Origin of the sequence: uncultured Kordia sp. (assembly GCF_947496985.1) — a bacterium.
Classification (GTDB): Bacteria; Bacteroidota; Bacteroidia; order Flavobacteriales; family Flavobacteriaceae; genus Kordia.
Genome location: NZ_CANMEZ010000001.1, coordinates 460,418 through 478,489 on the forward strand (window position 1 = coordinate 460,418; position 18,072 = coordinate 478,489).

The 18,072-nt window shown below is 33.0% G+C and carries 12 protein-coding genes; 6 read left to right on the forward strand and 6 right to left on the reverse strand.

What is annotated here, in order from left to right; all coding sequences use genetic code 11:
• Positions 1-17: 17 nt before the first annotated feature.
• The 3 genes from Q0828_RS02295 to Q0828_RS02305 form a co-directional block, all read right to left on the reverse strand.
• Positions 18-2,084: a M13 family metallopeptidase gene (locus tag Q0828_RS02295; RefSeq protein ID WP_298417332.1), complete on the reverse strand. Its 2,067-nt coding sequence runs from the start codon at positions 2,082-2,084 to the stop codon at positions 18-20.
• A 96-nt stretch (positions 2,085-2,180) separates the two neighbouring features.
• Complete coding sequence (locus Q0828_RS02300) at positions 2,181-2,702, reverse strand: nuclear transport factor 2 family protein (protein ID WP_298417333.1); 522 nt, start codon at positions 2,700-2,702, stop codon at positions 2,181-2,183.
• Positions 2,703-2,794: 92 nt separating this feature from the next.
• On the reverse strand, positions 2,795-3,436 hold the full coding sequence (locus Q0828_RS02305; protein WP_298417335.1) for a hypothetical protein: 642 nt from the start codon (positions 3,434-3,436) through the stop codon (positions 2,795-2,797).
• A gap of 201 nt (positions 3,437-3,637) precedes the next feature.
• Between Q0828_RS02305 and Q0828_RS02310 the strand changes: the two genes are divergently transcribed.
• A complete protein-coding gene (locus Q0828_RS02310) occupies positions 3,638-4,588 on the forward strand; it encodes an NAD-dependent epimerase/dehydratase family protein (protein ID WP_298417337.1) in 951 nt (316 codons plus the stop codon).
• Between the two features lie 16 nt (positions 4,589-4,604).
• On the opposite strand, the gene Q0828_RS02315 is transcribed toward Q0828_RS02310, so the two are convergent.
• The 3 genes from Q0828_RS02315 to Q0828_RS02325 form a co-directional block, all read right to left on the reverse strand.
• Complete coding sequence (locus Q0828_RS02315; protein ID WP_298417339.1) at positions 4,605-7,367, reverse strand: CHAT domain-containing protein; 2,763 nt, start codon at positions 7,365-7,367, stop codon at positions 4,605-4,607.
• 285 nt (positions 7,368-7,652) lie between these two features.
• On the reverse strand, positions 7,653-8,990 hold the full coding sequence (locus tag Q0828_RS02320) for a S8 family serine peptidase (RefSeq protein ID WP_298417341.1): 1,338 nt from the start codon (positions 8,988-8,990) through the stop codon (positions 7,653-7,655).
• A 106-nt stretch (positions 8,991-9,096) separates the two neighbouring features.
• Positions 9,097-11,979: a T9SS type A sorting domain-containing protein gene (locus Q0828_RS02325; protein ID WP_298417343.1), complete on the reverse strand. Its 2,883-nt coding sequence runs from the start codon at positions 11,977-11,979 to the stop codon at positions 9,097-9,099.
• Positions 11,980-12,145: 166 nt separating this feature from the next.
• Here Q0828_RS02325 and Q0828_RS02330 point away from each other — a divergent pair, with 166 nt between their 5' ends.
• From Q0828_RS02330 to Q0828_RS02350, 5 genes are all read left to right on the forward strand, one after another.
• Positions 12,146-12,703 (forward strand): RNA polymerase sigma factor, encoded by a 558-nt coding sequence (locus tag Q0828_RS02330; RefSeq protein ID WP_298417345.1) that lies wholly within the window; start codon positions 12,146-12,148, stop codon positions 12,701-12,703.
• Positions 12,700-13,506 carry a tetratricopeptide repeat protein gene (locus Q0828_RS02335; protein WP_298417346.1) on the forward strand — a complete coding sequence of 269 codons (807 nt, stop codon included), beginning with the start codon at positions 12,700-12,702 and terminating at the stop codon, positions 13,504-13,506. The genes Q0828_RS02330 and Q0828_RS02335 overlap by 4 nt, the downstream gene beginning before the upstream one ends.
• A gap of 138 nt (positions 13,507-13,644) precedes the next feature.
• Positions 13,645-14,862 carry a lanthionine synthetase C family protein gene (locus Q0828_RS02340; RefSeq protein ID WP_298417347.1) on the forward strand — a complete coding sequence of 406 codons (1,218 nt, stop codon included), beginning with the start codon at positions 13,645-13,647 and terminating at the stop codon, positions 14,860-14,862.
• A gap of 6 nt (positions 14,863-14,868) precedes the next feature.
• Complete coding sequence (locus tag Q0828_RS02345) at positions 14,869-17,124, forward strand: lantibiotic dehydratase family protein (protein WP_298417349.1); 2,256 nt, start codon at positions 14,869-14,871, stop codon at positions 17,122-17,124.
• A complete protein-coding gene (locus Q0828_RS02350) occupies positions 17,117-18,043 on the forward strand; it encodes a thiopeptide-type bacteriocin biosynthesis protein (RefSeq protein WP_298417350.1) in 927 nt (308 codons plus the stop codon). The genes Q0828_RS02345 and Q0828_RS02350 overlap by 8 nt, the downstream gene beginning before the upstream one ends.
• Positions 18,044-18,072 lie beyond the last annotated feature (29 nt).

An 18,072-nucleotide genomic window follows, 5' to 3' on the forward strand; every position in this document is an offset into this window, starting at 1 on the left:
TAATCTGTTTTTGGTGTTTACCAAATACGAACTCTGTCTTCAGGAGCAATGTACATTTTATCTCCTTTTTTAATATCGAATGCTTCGTAAAAAGCGTCAATATTTTGTAAAGGAACATATGCTCTGTATTCTCCTGGTGAATGTGTATCTGTTTTGATACGTGTACGCAATGCTTCTTCTCTCATTTTTGTTCTCCATACAGTTGCCCAAGAAAGGAAGAAACGTTGTTCTGCTGTGAATCCATCAATTTTATCAGGTCTTCCGTTTTCTTTGATATGACGTTGTAATCCATCATATGCACCTAAAACGCCTCCTAAATCTCCTATGTTTTCACCTAATGTAAATTTACCATTAATATATAAGCTATCTAATACTTCAATAGCACTGTATTGTGCAGCTAGGGCATCTCCTCTTTTTGTGAATTGCTCTAAGTCAGCATCTGACCACCAGTTTTTAAGGTTTCCATCCGCATCAAAACGTGCTCCAGAATCATCAAATGCATGTGAAATTTCATGTCCAATTACAGCTCCAATTCCTCCGTAATTTACAGCGTCATCTGCTTGATAGTTATAGAAAGGTGGTTGTAAAATAGCTGCTGGGAAAACGATTTCATTGTTTAATGGGTTGAAATATGCATTTACAGTTTGTGGCGACATTCCCCATTGAGATTTATCAACTGGCTCGTTGATATCAGCAAAATTCTTCTTTAAGTTCCAATCTCCAACGGCTGCCATGTTTTGGTAATAAGAGTTTCCTTCTTTTACAGCCATTGTTGAATAATCTTCCCATTTGTCAGGATATCCAATTTTTACAGTAAACTTATCTAATTTTTCAATTGCTTTTAATTTTGTATCTGCACTCATCCAATCTAAGTTTTGGATTCGTCCTTTATATGCTTCGATTACATTTGCAATCATTTTTTCAGCTTTTGCTTTTGCTTCTGGTGGAAATTTTGCATCAACATATAATTGACCAATTGCTTCTCCTACTGTTCCATTTACGGTTGCTAATGCTCTTTCTTTTGCATCACGTTGTTTTACGGCTCCGTTTAATTCTTTTGAATAAAATTCCCAGTTTGCTTTATCAATTTCAGTTGTTAACTGACCTGTAGCACTGTTAAGTGTAGACCAACGCATTAACGTTTTAATGTCTTCAATACTAGTATTTGTAAAAATTTCTTGTAAAGCTTCCATGTATTTTGGTTGCGTTACAATGATTGTTTCAAACTTTTTTGTTCCAAAGTCTGTGAATAGCTTCTTCCAATCGATTGCTGATACCATTTCACTTAATTCAGCAATTGATTTTGGATTATTCAAGTTACGCATGTCTCTACTTTGTACTTTATCTAATCTTGGTGCTGCTAATTTTGTTTCTAATGCTAAAATTGTTTCAGCATCTTTTTGAGCTTTTACCGCATCATCACCTAAGAATTGTAACATACGTGAAACATGAGCAACATATTTTGCTCTGATTTCTTTTGCTTTTTCATCTTCTTCTAAATAGTAATCTCTTTCTGGCAATCCTAATGAACCAGCACCAAGATATGGAGCATTCATACTACTATCCGATAAATTTGGAAATACAGAAAATCCCATAAAAGGTGCAGCAACCTCAACTGGCATTGTAGCCAATACAGTTTGCATATCTGTAATATTTTTAATTCCTGCGATAGCATCAAGTGCTGATTTTAGTGGTGTAATTCCAGCTTTGTTTCTTGCTACGGTATCTAGCATTGTATTGTAGATCATTAATGCTTTCGCTTGATCTGTATCTGATGCGTATTTCCCACTTTTTCCAGCTTCATCAAGAATTGCTAATACATCATCATCTGTTTTTTTACGTAACACTCCAAATCCTCCCCAAGATGTTCTATCTTCAGGAATCTCTGTAGTTTCCATCCATTTTCCATTTACATAGGTATAGAAATCATCTTTTGGACTTACTGATGTGTCCATATATTCTAGATTAATTCCAGGAACTTTGGCTACTTCGGCTGTTTTAGCCTCTTTTTTCTCTCCTTCACAAGAAAAAAGAAAAGCACCAGCAGTGATACACAGTGCCAATTTTAAATTAGTTGTCTTCATTTTTTGATTGTATTTAAGTTAGTTCTACGCAATTTAGACTGAAAAATACATGTTATGTTACCCTTTTTTGGGATATTAACATTTATTTAAGATTTTTTAATAGGCTGATTTTAAGATAGAATCGTTCTCTTTTTTGAGTTTTATGACTTCAGGAACGTTATCATTTGGAATTGCAATTGACAGTACATAATGTGAAATTTTCCAAGTATCTCCAACTTTTTTGAGCACTCCAGATCCTCTACATAATTCCATTTGTGTATCTAAAAGTTCATCAAACCAAGCAATGTCTCCATATTCTGAGAGGAATACATTTCTTTCTAATGCTGTAAAACTCCATGCTTTTCCTTTGTCAAAATATGGTTTTGAAAATGTTTTGAATGCCTCATTTTTCCAATTTTCGGTAGCATCTGTTCCAATGAAAATAGCATCATCTGTCATTTTTGAGAAATACTCATCAAAATTTGCATCTGCGGCAGCTTTATGCCAAGCGTCTAAAACTTCATTGATTGCTGTTTTACTTTTTTCTGCACGAAAACTATCTACTTGTTTTCTGGCTTTTTCAGTATCACAAGAAATTGTAATAGTTAAGATAGCGAGTACTAATAGTATCTTTTTCATTTTTTGGTTATTTAGGTTAACTAGGGGAAATTCGTGCATAATCATATAGATTGGTAAGAACTACTTATTGCAACAAATTTCATAGACTCATTTTATTGTTGTAATGTCTTTTTAGGATCTTTACCTGCGGGTTTTAGAACTGGCTTTTCACTTATAGAAGATTTATAAACTTCTGGTGTTTTTTTAACCTTAATAGAATCTTTGTTTAATAAATCACCTAATATTTCATTTGGATCTATATTTTGTTCTGTGACTTGTTGGATTTGATTGCATACCGCATGAAAAACACGGTTCATTTCTACAATTTCCTTTGCAATATCGTCATTTGTTACGCCTTCATCTCCGGCATCATCCTGAAGTTTTAGTGCTTTGGTTTTTAATACTAAAAATCGACTGCGAATTTGCATTACGTCTAAACCTTGTGGAAGATTTTTTTCTTCAATAGCTGCTATATTTTCTGCCAATTGCCCTAAATCTTCAATAATAGAAAAGCGTGTACTTGTGTTTACAAGTTTCATACTTTCATTAATGGTATTAAATTCTATCCAATCTTTTACTAAATTTTTCTGTACACCATTGAGTCCTCTGAGTTTTCCTTTTTTGGGAATATTCAATTTACTTTTCGCTAAAACTTCTTCTTTGTTTTGTGTAGCTTCTTCATTTGTTTTTTGCTGTCCTTCTTTACACGCAAAAAAAGTACAAATGACTAATAAATATGTAATAACTTTCTTCATTAATTCTTTACTATCTGATCTGTTAATCAACCAAAAACAAATATAGCTAGTTTTTTATGTTTGACTATGTTTTTAACAAAGTTTACCAGTGTAAGGCATTGTATTTTATGAATTTATCAAAAAAAAGCCGATTTAATTTAATTTTTCACATTAATGAGAAATAGATTTATATATATTTGTAATCATTTTTTATCGTTTTTGATGAGTACAAAAATTCTAATTATTGGTGCCTGCGGACAGATAGGTACAGAATTAACAGCTGCTTTACAAACTAGGTATGGTGCTGCCAATGTTATTGCTTCGGATATCCGAAAAAGTGATGACAAGGTATTTAGTGAAAGTCCATTTGAAATACTTGATGCTACAGATAAATTAGGTATTAAAACCTGTGTGGAAAAGCATCAAATTACAGATGTATATTTAATGGCTGCTTTACTTTCTGCTACCGCTGAGAAAAACCCTGAGTTTGCATGGGAATTGAATATGAATTCATTGCTACATGTACTCAATTTAGCAAAAGATAAGCTTATTGAAAAAGTGTTTTGGCCAAGTTCGATTGCTGTTTTTGGTAAAAATTCTCCTAAGAAACAGACTCCGCAACATACTATTATGGATCCATCAACTGTTTACGGAATTAGTAAACTTTCGGGGGAGCGTTGGTGTGAGTATTATTATGAGAATTACGGTGTAGATGTACGCAGTATTCGTTATCCTGGTATTATTAGTTGGAAAGCACAGCCTGGCGGAGGAACTACAGATTATGCAGTAGAGATATTTCATGAAGCTATTAAAAATGACTCATATACATGTTTTTTAAAGGAAAACACCATGCTTCCCATGATGTTTATGGATGATGCTGTTCGTGCTACTATTGATATTATGAATGCTGAATCTACGGAAGTGAAAGTACGATCGTCTTATAATATTGCTGCAACCAGTTTTACGCCAAAAGAGTTGACCGTAGAAATTCAGGAATTATTACCAAATTTCACTATCAATTACGAACCAGATTTTAGACAAGCAATTGCTGATAGCTGGCCCGAAAGTATTGATGATACTACTGCTGCAAACGATTGGAATTGGTCTGCAACATTTGACATAAAAGCCATTGTTTCTGAAATGATTACAAATTTGAAAAGTACGTTAGTGTAACGAAATTATTTTCAAATCAAGCAGCTTTCTTTTTTTGACGTTTTTTACGAATAGAAATTCCGAGTACAATTAAAAATATACTTGCAATGCCATAGTATATAAAATTCTGATTTTGTATGTTTTTTACAGGACTTGTGTCTCCTGTAATGGTCAGCCCACTCCAATAATACGGAGATGCTTCACTTGTGTTTTTGTTTTGTTGAATGTAGGCTAATTTAGCTTTTTGCAACGCTTCTGATTTAGAGTCTCCATTTACGATGTTTTTATAAAATTCTTGAATGATGTCATTACTTGCTTTTTCATTGATATCCCATAAGGAAGAAACCACACTTTTTGCCCCTGCATTAAAAAAACCTCTCGCTAAACTCATGACTCCTTCGCCTTTTTTTAGCGCACCATCTGAAGTTTTACAAGCGCTTAGCACAACTAGTTCGGATTGATTTTTAGTAAAGTAGAGTTCATCTAGCGTCATTTTTTCGTCATAAAAAGCCATCCAAGGAATTGTATTGTTTATTCCGCCATGTGTGGATAAATGAACTATTTTATAGTTTCCGTAGGCTTCTTTGAAACGTTTTTTGGTAGCTTCTTCGTATTGAAAATGATTGGCATTAAAAATATTGGTTAATCGATTTAATTCTTCTAAACTTGTTTCCAACGCACCAAATTGATCGTTTTTAAATTTTGTAGGTGCTATTGCTATGAAATTTTTGGCAATATGTGCATTGTTTTGCTTTGACTGTGCTGCCGAAGAAAGTGAATAGTTATAGTGAATTTCGGCACTTTCAATTAAATATTCATTTTTAGAATTTAATAAAGCTTCAAAAGGAATGTATTGCAAAATTCCATCAGCAATGATTGTGATTCTTTTTTGCGCCAAACGCGTTTCAACATTCTCAAATGGCATTAGTTGTTGATATAATTTTTTAGCAATTGTTGTGTACGTATCTTTATCTTCTTTATTTATAAAAGGTTTAGAAACAGCTTCTTTGTAGGCTTTAGCAGTTTCGTTGAGTTTTTCAGTATTTGGCAATTCTTTTAATTGAATTGTTGAAGAAGATACCAATGTAACAAATCCTTTTTCTTTTCCAACAATATATTGTAGTATCAACTCGTCTTTTGCAAGTTGTTTTTGTACTTGTTGAAGCGTAACTATGTTAATGTTTTTTTTGTAGTTGTAGTATTTTGGGAATTCCGTTTCTAGTGAATCGATAAAGGCTGTATATTCTTTTTTGTACTTAAACACACTATCTTTTAACGAATCAACAAGTGTATTTTTATCACCAGTATATGACTGAATTTCAGATTCCAATATTTTTATTTCTTCTATTAAATCTTGTTCGCGTTCTAAGATATTTTCAGGGAGTTTTGACAGGCGTTTTGCAGTAGCATTGGTCATATTTTCAAGTAATAAGATTGCGTTGTTTTTTTCCATGAAAAAGAATGCTTTTTCAGGTTGTTTCAAACGATCACAAACCTCAACAGCTTTTGGATAAAAAGTTGCGCCTTTTTTACGCCAAAAAAGTTTAGATAAGTCTTCTCTACTTTCTACATAAATAATGTCTATTAACTGATCGGCTAGTGTGAACGTTTCCAATGCATTTTCAAGATATTCAGGTTGTTGTGCCGCATCGTAATAGGCTATCCAACCGTTCGCTTTATCTATTAAATACCCTAATATATCTATTTTGTTAGCAGAAAATTCAATATCTTGAAATGTTGGTAATTTTTGATAGGTTACATCACTCATTTGCAATGTTTTTGTAATGGCTTTTTGATATTGAATTAGCGCTTTTTCATGAGTATTTTCTATTTTATATACATCTGCCAAGTTATTTGAAATTGCAGCTTTTTTTAGATTATCATCTAATATATATTCACCAGCTTTAATTAAGAATTCTTTTGATTGTTGAATATTATTTTCTCTTTTGCTTATCACAGCCAAGTTTATGTAGCTTTTATAGATATTCTCGGTATCTTCCTCCTCCATTGCCTGAGCTAAAGCTTTTGAAAAAATACTTCTTGCTTTTCCATATTCTTTTTGAAATTCGTAAAAGAAGCCTAGATTTAAATTAATCGCAATTTTATTCTCGTTTGAAATTGTATATGTTGTTTTTTCTAGTAAATCAATATCATTTTTTAATTCCAATATATCTTTTGAATAACTGTCTTCTTCTAAATCTACTAACGTTTTTAATTTTTCGACATATGTTTTTGTAAGTTCATCATTATCTTCAAATGATCGATATATAGATATAGATTTGTCATAGTTAGCGATAGATTTTTGAAAATCTCCAAGTTCTCTATATGTATTTCCTGCTATTCGATATACTTTTCCTTGATATGTATTCTCTTCAGGATACCGTTTAAAATAGCTTTTGATTACTTCTAAACCTTTATAAAACTGTTGATCTTCTTCTAAGAAAATAATTCTATTTCTATGATTTTTTTTGAAACTTTCAATATTAAAGTCATTTAAAATGAGAGCAATTTTTTCGATTTTTTCAGTATAGTCTATCGCTTTTTTAAGATCTGAAAAACCAATTTCCTTAACAAAATCTCTATAAATATTTACTAATTCTAATGTATCTATTTTGATATTTTTTTGACGTAATAGGCTATCTATTAATTGTTCTTTTTTAGAAGTAGGAAAATCTTTTTCGGCAATTTTTTCTTGATAATATTTAGATAATTCTATGCTTTGTGCTTGAAGTGCAGAACCGTTTAATAAAAAAAATAGTATTGTCAGAAGTTTATAAATTCTTGAATAAAAAGTAGTCATAAAGATTATAATTAAGCTTTCTGTATAAATCTATGAAATATTTGATATTTTTCTTATGTTACTAATATATAAAACATTTATTGTGAAAAACTTACAACGTATTTCTCAGCTCAAATAATTTAAAGTAACTCCAATAAGTCACAGCTAAAATTAATGGTAGTAATAACAAAACTACTGTAAAATTAAAGGATGGCTTGGGATGAAAATAAGTAAAAGAGGAGTTGTTACACTCCTCTTTTGAATAGTCTAAATGCAAGATTACCTAAACCTAATTTAAACTATATACTAATGAGGAATATGCTTTGCATACTTTATCTCGTATAAGTTTGGATTGTAAATACAATCTGACAATAATGTTGCTTTCATTGTAGACGCAGTCATATCTGGTTCAAATAGTGACCCCATAAATCCTGTAACAAACGCTGCTGAAAAAGAAGTTCCATCAATATAAATTACTTCATTATTATATGCAAATGGAATATGTTCTCCTGGTGCTGCAATATCTACGGTTACTTGTCCTCTATTGGAAAAACTTGCTAATAGTGAATTATTGTTACCATTTGCAGGATTAAAAGCACTTACTACTGATGAAGGTGAATAAGGGTTATTTCCTGAAGATGAATTACCATATCCCAAACCAGCTACAGCTATAATGTTTTCTGAGTCATATGAAGATGGATAGTGAGAAGTATTATCTGTATTTACACCACTATTCCCGGCTGAAGTTACCACAAGAATTTCATTTTCTACTTCATCAATAAATTGTTTCAATAGCTCACGTTCTTCACTATACCAACCAAAACTCATATTAATTATACTGACATCTGGTTTACTTGCCGCATATTTAAAACCACATAAGGCATCAAAGTTTCGGATATCTCCAAACCTGTTAGCTACTTTTACAGGGAGTATTTGATAGTTTACATTTGTTGGATCCATTTTAGACTTGATTAACTCTGTTACAATAGTTCCATGTCGTCCATAATGATTATCGTAAGGGTTGTTATTATCTTCTACAAAGTTCCAGCCAAATAATTCACTTTCACCATTATTAACACAGGCATCTTGATCACTGTTGTATAAAAATGGTGTTGTAAAACCAGGATAATCATACATGATTCCTGTATCTAACACAGCAATAGTTACACCTTGATTTGTAGTTACACGTTTTGTTAAACCTACATCTGTACCAACAATACCTGCGAAATCTATAAATATATCTTCTTGAATTTTAATATTTGTATTGTATTCTGCTCCTTCTATTTCTTCTCTTGCTCCGGCTGATTCTTTTTTCTGTTCTAAGCCTCCACCAGCGGCTTCTCCTTTACTAAAAATCCAGAGCTCTAAGTATGGATCGGCACATTCACATCTTTTATACTGTTCAACATTAAAATCATTTCTCAATGCCTGCTTATCTGCTTCTGTTGTTCCTTCTGGGTATAATATAACAAGTTCATTACCTTGTGAGGCCGAAGTATTATATCCAAATCCTTTTTGTGCTGTTTCTAAATCTTTTGTTGTTTTTTCTGTTGTTGCTGTTTCGTCAATTTGTAGTGTTTCTGTTTGACAACCATATAAGATGATACATAATAGGGCAATACAGCATACTAATACTTTTTTCATAATTTTTTAAAGTTTAAATTAATACTAAGTGTGTAATAATGGTTTAGGTATAATAAAAATTCCAGCCAATCGAAATTGACTGGAATTCTCTTGCATTATTTTACTTTTATTCTATAATAACTTTCTTCGTAATGGTTTCTGAATCGGTAGTAATCACAAAGAAGTACATTCCTGGTGTTAATACTGATTTTCCATTCCAAGATATGGTAGTATTTTGATTTTCAATACGATTAGTATCGAAAGACTTAATTAGGATTCCATCAAAACGATATACTTTTATTGTAAAATCTGTTTTGTCTTCTCCTGAAATTTCGATATTCATATTACCGTCATTCGGGTTTGGTGATATCTTCGCAGAAGTTTTCACATCCGATGGTTCCTCATGTGGTTTTGTAGGTTTTCCATCTCCATAGCAATAAATACATTGTGATCTTGACCATAGAATTTCTCCTTCACATTTTATCCCTACTTTCCAACTAAAGCAATCAGATTTTTTGATAAAAGGTAATTGCGTTGATGTTCCTGTTACTTCCCAACGTGTTGCTGTTGGCGGGTATTTAGAACGGCAGCAGTCTGGATCATCCCAAGTTACTTCAACAATATATGTTAACGCAGGATTCCCTGTCCAACTCATACCAGCTCTTCTACAATTGAATTCTAAATCAGTTGCTGGTTCACAAGGATCTTCTACACAATCAATTTTTACTGTATCAGAAATAGATACTGTAGTTTCACAACCTTCAATATCAGTAACTGTCCAACTCATTGTAATATCATAAGTTCCATTTGCTGTAAACGTATGATAAATTCCGTTACCACTAGATGTTATTGGTGCTCCTCCGTTAATCGTAAATGAATATTCTTCATCTGCAATTTGGTCAGATGAACAATTTACAATTGAACTAGCCGAAATAGAGTAAAGACAATCACTTACTTGATTTACATTTAAATCTCCAAGAACTAAGTCATCACATAAACATTCTTCTTCACATTCGTAGAAGAAACAATCTTGATATGTACATACTTTTCCATATTCTGTGTTTGTTGCTGTGAAACAAATTGGTCCATTTTCCATAGGTAAATCAACGAGAACATTCGTTGCTTGTGAACCATTGTGATCCCAACTAAATGAATCATAATCATTTATATCTATTGGATCTCCGTTAGCATCTACCAATTGAATAAATATATATTCTAGTTCACAAGGATCACAACCGTCGCCATCACTTTTAGCAAGCGCTTCCATATAGGCACTTAATTTATCTAATTCTCCTTGAATTTGAGCTTGTTGAGCTTGTGACACACTTTTTGTAGCGGCAGATCGATTTGCCATAGCAGCTTCCATTTCCGTTTTAAGTACTGCTTGGTATGCTTGTAATTGACTAGTTGAAGGACATTCTATTACTTTTATATAAATATCTTCATCACAACAATCTTCGTAATAGGTAACTACGTATTCACATCCATTTGGATAGGTAATCGTAGCTTGCCAATTTTCTTCTGCTGATACATAGATAAAATCTTGAATATCATTTTCGTTTGTTGGTGTATCTAAATTATCCCAAACCACCGTAACTCCAAATCCATTTTCTATTGTAGATCCATCACTACTTAACACATGTACTGGCCACTGATCAGCTATACATACTACTTCTGGGCAATCAGGATGATTCCAATGAGGAATAATATATGGTTCATCATTACAGCAATTAGGAACATTGATAAATTCATCTTTTAAACAGTCAGAATAATCTGTAAGACCAATCCATAGTGTCCAATCACCATCACTAACATCAATTGGGCCAAGTTGGTAATCTGTAACGTCTCCAGTAACATTGTCTAGTACGTTTTCTACACCATTGCTTTCTAACTTTTGTTTCGCCATCCATGACAATCCATTAGTTCCGGTAACGGTTACTGTTACATAATAGAAATCATCTGAATAATCGGATGGTGTTCCATTATCATCACATTCACCAATAGTAAATGTATAATCTAAATCACAAGGTGGCGAACATGGTTCGGGTACTTGTACAGCTACTTGTGTAGAACAACTCGGATCTCCATCATCAGCTACTAGGAAATTAAATGTTCCTGAGAGATTAGAAATATTCCCCATGTCAATGGTCGTTGTATTTCCATAACCTCCAGAATCTGCATTTGGAGTTGTAGCATTCCAAGTAGTACCTGTTCCATCTGGGTTATTTACTGTGAGGTCAAAAGTCCATGTATCATCACTTGGATCAGTAGTTCCTTGATCATAGCACACAATATTTGACACTTGACTTGTTAGTGTACAACCTGTTCCTGTACAGGCTCCAATACAAATATTATCAAATCCATATACTTCTGTTGGAGAACTTGTTATGTCTAATACGTACGCTATTCCGCCTATATTTTGTATTAATGCATCCCAGTCAGTACCGATTTCCATGATCCATGTTCCTACAGCATTTGCTGGTGGATTTCCATTGGCATCCACAAGTCCAACTGGCGCACAAATAGTTTGCCAACCGTCTTGAACTGTTATTAATTGATTTAATTGAAATCGCGCTCTTAGCGTAGATGTAAAAGGATCAGCTCCATTGTAGATTCTTAATGATGTAGAAGTGGTTCCTCCACCTCCATTAAACATTCTAAAATCATAACAGAAACAATTTGCGCCACCATTTATAAACTGAATCCAGTTACCATTATAATCGGTACTGTTAAACATCCAGCTACTGCCATCACTACAACCTCTATCAAAGGCACGTAAGAAAACATCATTAGCGCCATTTTGACTTCCTACGTTATCATATTGTAAATCTCCACAACGAGAACCCCAATTGTCCAATAAATTTGGAACAGTATTAGATGTGCCGCCAGGCTGAACACCATTCATTTGAATAGCTCCAGGTTGATTTTGATTGAAGTTATCACAGAATTGTGCTTGTACATTGACAATAACTCCAAACAACATTAAAATAAGTAAAATACTTTTTTTCATAGTTAAAATATAATTAGTTTGGTTATTTCCTACTCTGTTTTGGTTCTAGGTTTTTCGGATTCCACCTAATAAATAAGTCAACTTATGACATAGTTCAGCGTAAGAAATTTTGTTACCCGATTTATTTCACTAATTTTAGAACAGCATTTTCGTGAACCCTTTTTTTATGTCAAATGATACTTATTTTATTGAAGGACTTCGTTCTGGAGACGAAACAATATTAAAAGAGATTTATAATCAGTTTTTTTCAAAAGTTAGAACCTTTGTTATCCAAAACAAGGGGAATAGTACAGATGCAGAAGATATTTTTCACAATGCATTGATTCAACTATTTGTACGCCTGAAAAACAGGGAATTAGTTATCAAATCTTCGTTTGAAGCTTATCTTTTTACTACCTGCAAAAATCTTTGGAGAAGAGAATTAAATAAAAAACGGGTAACAAAAACCAAAGTTGCTGAACTGAAGAACGAAGAAACAGAAAATGCCTATGCATTGCTTGAGCAAGAAAAATGGGAGCTCTATATTGAAAAATTTCAATTGCTTTCAGAAAATTGTAGAAAGGTACTAACACTATTGTTTAATGGTACTCCGTATGATGAAATCGTAAAAACATTTTCATACGCATCAAAAGTAGTTGCCAGACAACGTGTTTTTAAATGCAAAGCAAAATTAACCAAGCTAATTAAGGAAGACACTAAGTTTTCCCAAATAAAGAAATTATGAGTTTTGACGATCAAACTTATGTCCAAATTGCGTCATATTTGAACAATCAAATGGATGAAGCAGAAAAAAAAGCCTTTGAAGCATTGCTGCAAAATGATGCCGAACTAGCCTCTTTTTTAGAAACTTACAAAACGCTAGAAGGTGTTTACAATGAAGAAAAATGGGCTGTAAAAACTACAGCTTCCATAGAAGAAGTAAAGGAACTTGCACAGCAATTCAGAGCGGACGATGTAGTCGATATTTCCAAAAAAATTCGTGCTATTCAACAAGAAAACCGCAAAGAAAAATCTCCAAGAAAGAAAACATATTTTTATTATATATCTTCAGTAATTGCCATTGCAGCAATGTTCACGTTGTTTTATTTTACATTTATGCAATCGTTATCAGCAACTGATGCTTTTGAACAATATCATGATTGGAGTACATTACCTACATTCCAAACTAAAAGTGACAGTATCAACTCATTACCTTTAGCACGAGCCTTGTTTAAAGAAGAGAAATATAATGAAGCACTTACAGTATTCAAATCATACACTACCAAACATGAATATAGTCCTAAAGTTGCTTTGTATATTGGTGTATCGCAATTAGAACTTCAACAGTATTCTGAAGCCATACAAACATTTGACTTTTTAAAAAATAGTGATGCTATTGATCACCATAAAGCATATTGGTATACAACGCTGTTATATTTAAAACAAAATGATACTGAAAACGCGAAACAAACACTAGAAATTTTGGTTCAAAACCCCAATTATTACAATTACGAAAAAGCGCAAAAACTGCTCAAAAAGTTAAAATAAATCTAAAATTCTCCTCATTTTTATAAATTTCGACGACTTATTTGCGTTTTTGGCACTTATAGTCCGTGATACACTTGTAATACACCAAAAAAAGCCTTTAATTTGAAGTAGACCAAAACTCGAATTACTTATAAAATTATGAATAAAGAGCTATTAGAAAAAAAGTTAAAAGAAATTGACCAAATTATTAAATCAAAACGTGCTGAAGAAACACAAATAGGAGTACTTGCTGGACTTGCTGGTATCTCTTTATTTCAGTTTTACTATTCAAAATATCTAGATATTGATGATCATGCAGATGTAGGTGTAGAAATGCTTACAGATTGTATTGACAAAATCAATGAAGGGTACAGTTATCCTACATTCTGTACAGGTATTGCGGGAGCAGGTTGGGTTTTAGATCATTTGGAACAAGAAGAATTCATGGATGCTGACAATGATGATTTGCTTCCAGAATTAGACCAATACATTCACACGTTCATGGTAACCGATATGAAAAATGGAAATTACGATTTCCTTCATGGTGCCATTGGGTATGCTTTCTACTTCTTAAATCGTTACCGAAATACAAAATCGGATGAACTGAAAAATAAATACAAAGGGATTATTAATGAATTCTTAGATTTATTAGAAGGATTGTCTGAAAAAGAAGGTGATGACATGCTGAAGTGGGAATCTGAATTAAGTATAGAGACAAAAGAACGAGGGTACAACCTAAGTTTATCGCACGGAATGTCAAGTATTGTTGGAATCTTAACAAAATTACACGAACAAGACGTTTTCAAAGAAAGAGCAGAGCCAATGCTAAAAGCGGCAGTTAAATACATCTTAAGTCATAAAACAAAAAAAGAAGATCCATTCTCAATATTCCCAAGTTGGATAACTGGTAAAGAAGAAGATCAAAATGGACAAAGTCGTTTGGCATGGTGCTACGGTGATTTAGGAGTTGCTATGCGTTTTTGGTACGCTTCCAAAACACTAAACGATAAAGAACTTGGAGAAACGGCACTAGAAGTACTAAAACATTCGGCTGCTCGTACCGCACAAGAAGATAGCATGGTGAGAGATGCTGGACTTTGTCACGGTTCTTATGGAAATGCGCAAATGTTCTTAAGAATGCACAAAGAAACTGGTGATCAAGTATTTAAAGATGCCTTTGAATTCTGGATTCAAGATGGAATTGATAGAGGAATTCACGAAGACGGATACGCTGGGTACAAACAGTGGAAAGGTGTTGATAAAAGCTGGGAGCCAGAAACTTCACTATTAGAAGGAATTGCTGGAATTGGACTTTCAATCCTAGATTACTTAGCAGACTACGATACAAATTGGGATGAATGTTTAATGATAAGCTAAAAACAGATGAGTAAAAATCCATACAAGAATTTTTCAAAATATATATTACGAACACCGCTTTTCTCATTCTCTTCCTATCAAGAATTGACCGCGAATACTGAAATTTCAGAGGAAGATTTCAGAACCGTTTGCGAAAACCCTGTGGTTAGAGAAGCATTATTCTTAGCTTCACCATCATTGTTTGAAGAAATGAACAGATGGCTTGGAGGAGAAAAGGAAGATCAAAAGAAAGAAGAAAAACTACGTTATTCTATTCTAAAATATATCTCCAGAATGTCGTCAAGATGTACGCCTTTTGGACTATTTGCAGGATGTTCGGTAGGAGAATTTGGCGAAGAAACTGACATTCAGCTAAAAGGTTCTGCACAAAATAAGCGTCATACACGACTAGATATGAACTATTTGGTAGCGCTTTCGCAAGATTTGGTAACGAATAAAAAAATTAGAGAACAACTTTTATTCTTTCCAAATTCAAGTATTTACAAAGCCGGACCGCAATTACGTTACATAGAATACAAATATTTCAATAGTAGAAGACATCACCACATTGTAGCCGTTGATGATACGGAATACTTAGCAGTTGTATTAGAAAAAGCTTCACACGGTGCTTCTCTATCTCAACTTGCTGGACTTTTAGTTGATGATGAAATTACCATTGAAGAAGCTACGGAATTCATTGAAGAGCTAGTATCAAGTCAGTTACTAATTAGTGAATTAGAACCTTCGGTTTCCGGTCCAGAATTCTTAGATCAAATTTGTTCTGTATTAGAACGCTTACAAGGTGTAGAAGATATCTTAAAAGCACTAAAAGAAGCTGACAAACGAATCAATCAAATTGATCAATCTATAGGAAATAATCCAAAAGTATACTTAGAGTTAAGTGAGTTTTTACAGCAACTAGAAACAGATTTTGAATTAAAATTCATGTTCCAAACAGACATGGTTTTACAAAACACAAAAAATACGCTGAGCCAATCTGTTGTTGATGATATTCAAAAAGGATATGCATTATTAAACAGAATGACATTTCCACAAAATACAACTACACTTACAAAGTTTAGAGATGCTTTTCATGAACGATTTGAAGAACGTGAAGTTCCACTTTCGACAGCATTAGATGTTGAAATCGGAATTGGATACAAACAAGATCAAGGTGCTGGAGATGTGAATCCGTTAGTAGACAATATCATGATTCCTGGAAGACAAGCCAAACATCCTATGATGGAAGTCCGTTGGTCTTCTCTTAATGGTTTTATGCAAAAAAAACTTATTGACGCGTTTAAAAATAATGATTATGTAATTACATTATCCGAAGACGATTTTAAAGATTACGATCTAAATTGGGACGATCTTCCAGATACAATGTCATGCATGATTGAAATTTTAGACGGAGAAGATGGTGGACATAAAATTAAGTTTAGCGGTGGTGGTGGATCCAGTGCGGCAAACTTACTAGGACGTTTTTGTCATGGTGATCAAGAGTTATTTGATTACACACAAGAAATGGCAGACATGGAAGCTGAGATGAATAAAGATAAAATCTTAGCCGAAATTGTGCATTTACCTGAATCGCGTGTTGGAAACATTTTAATGCGTCCAGACTTACGTAAATATGAAATTCCATACTTAGCAAAATCAATTAAAGAAGAAGAAGATCAACTTCCTATTGATGACTTAATGGTTTCTGTAAAAAATCATAGCAAAGTATTATTACGTTCTAAAAAATATAACAAAGAAGTGGTTCCGCATTTAACAAACGCACACAACTACTCTGCAAACTCACTTCCTATCTATCACTTCTTAGCAGATATGCAAACACAAGGAATTAGAAGTGGAGTTGGTTTCGGATTAGGACCATTTTCAGGAGATTTTGACTTTTTACCACGTGTAGAATTTAAAAATTTAATCCTTCATGATGCAACATGGAACTTAAAGAAAAGTCATATTGAACCTTTATTAAAAAGTAAAAATGACAATGATAAATTAACTGCCGAAATTAAAACATTGAGAGAAAGTCTTAAAATTCCTCAATACGTAATGTTGGCAGATGGAGACAATGAATTGCTTGTAAACTTTGCAAATCTTACTTCTGTACGCATGTTATTGAATACCGTTAGCAAACGAGGTTCATTCAAACTAACCGAATTCCTTTTCAGTGAAAGCGGAGTCGTAAAAGAAGGTAAAGAATACTACACAAACCAAGTAGTAATTTCATTTTATAACGAAAAAAAATTAACTCAAAGTAAGCAGAGCAATGAATAACGAAATACAAAGAAATTTTATTTTAGGAGATAGTTGGCTGTATTATAAAATTTATACAGGACCAAAAACTTCAGATGCTGTGCTAACGGAGATCATAAAGCCTATAGCAGAACAGCTAATTGAACACGGAATTATTGATAAATGGTTTTTTATACGATATGCCGATCCAAAGCATCATGTAAGAGTTCGTTTTCACTATACAAAACCGGAACATGTTGGAATGATTATTAATGGATTGTATCCAAAGTTTAAAGAATTTATAGATCAAGATTTAATTTATAAAATTCAAATTGATACATATCAACGAGAAATAGAACGTTACGGAATGAACACCATGGTGTTAGGAGAAGAATTATTTTACCACGATAGTAAAATGATTGTTGACTTCGTAGATATGATTGAAGGCGATGAAGGTGAAGAATTGCGTTGGTTATTCTCTATCCGAGCAATGGATTCGCACTTAACAAGCTATGGCTACAATGATGATGAAAAGCTAGAAATAATGGATCGTTTAAAAACTGGATTCGGAAACGAATTTGGAATGGGACGTCCATTAAAAAAGCAATTAGATGATAAATTCCGAGCCGAACGTAAAAAGATTGAGGAATTTATGGTGTTTACCGCAGAAGAAAATCCAGACTATGAACCAATTCTTGATGTTTTAAAAGAAAAAGAAGAAGGTATCAAAGATATTGCAGCTGCTATTTTAAAACACAGAGATGATGAAACATTGATGATGCCACTTAACGACCTTATGGGAAGTTACTTACACATGTTAATGAATAGATTATTCAAATCTAAAAACCGTATTCATGAAATGGTTTGCTACGATTTCCTATATCGTTACTACAAATCTATGATTGCGCGTAAAAAGCACATGAATAAAAACAAGAACAAAAATAAAGACAAGAGTAAATAGTTTTCTTGACATAGCGTACTAAAAAAAGT

What these genes read in the sequence shown, in the direction of transcription:
- Q0828_RS02335 (WP_298417346.1), top strand. Translation starts at nt 12,700, where the DNA reads ATGAGTTTTGACGATCAAACTTATGTCCAAATTGCGTCATATTTGAAC.
- Q0828_RS02340 (WP_298417347.1), top strand. Translation starts at nt 13,645, where the DNA reads ATGAATAAAGAGCTATTAGAAAAAAAGTTAAAAGAAATTGACCAAATT.
- Q0828_RS02315 (WP_298417339.1), bottom strand. Translation starts at nt 7,367, where the DNA reads ATGACTACTTTTTATTCAAGAATTTATAAACTTCTGACAATACTATTT.
- Q0828_RS02320 (WP_298417341.1), bottom strand. Translation starts at nt 8,990, where the DNA reads ATGAAAAAAGTATTAGTATGCTGTATTGCCCTATTATGTATCATCTTA.
- Q0828_RS02300 (WP_298417333.1), bottom strand. Translation starts at nt 2,702, where the DNA reads ATGAAAAAGATACTATTAGTACTCGCTATCTTAACTATTACAATTTCT.
- Q0828_RS02345 (WP_298417349.1), top strand. Translation starts at nt 14,869, where the DNA reads ATGAGTAAAAATCCATACAAGAATTTTTCAAAATATATATTACGAACA.
- Q0828_RS02330 (WP_298417345.1), top strand. Translation starts at nt 12,146, where the DNA reads ATGTCAAATGATACTTATTTTATTGAAGGACTTCGTTCTGGAGACGAA.
- Q0828_RS02310 (WP_298417337.1), top strand. Translation starts at nt 3,638, where the DNA reads ATGAGTACAAAAATTCTAATTATTGGTGCCTGCGGACAGATAGGTACA.
- Q0828_RS02305 (WP_298417335.1), bottom strand. Translation starts at nt 3,436, where the DNA reads ATGAAGAAAGTTATTACATATTTATTAGTCATTTGTACTTTTTTTGCG.
- Q0828_RS02295 (WP_298417332.1), bottom strand. Translation starts at nt 2,084, where the DNA reads ATGAAGACAACTAATTTAAAATTGGCACTGTGTATCACTGCTGGTGCT.
- Q0828_RS02350 (WP_298417350.1), top strand. Translation starts at nt 17,117, where the DNA reads ATGAATAACGAAATACAAAGAAATTTTATTTTAGGAGATAGTTGGCTG.
- Q0828_RS02325 (WP_298417343.1), bottom strand. Translation starts at nt 11,979, where the DNA reads ATGAAAAAAAGTATTTTACTTATTTTAATGTTGTTTGGAGTTATTGTC.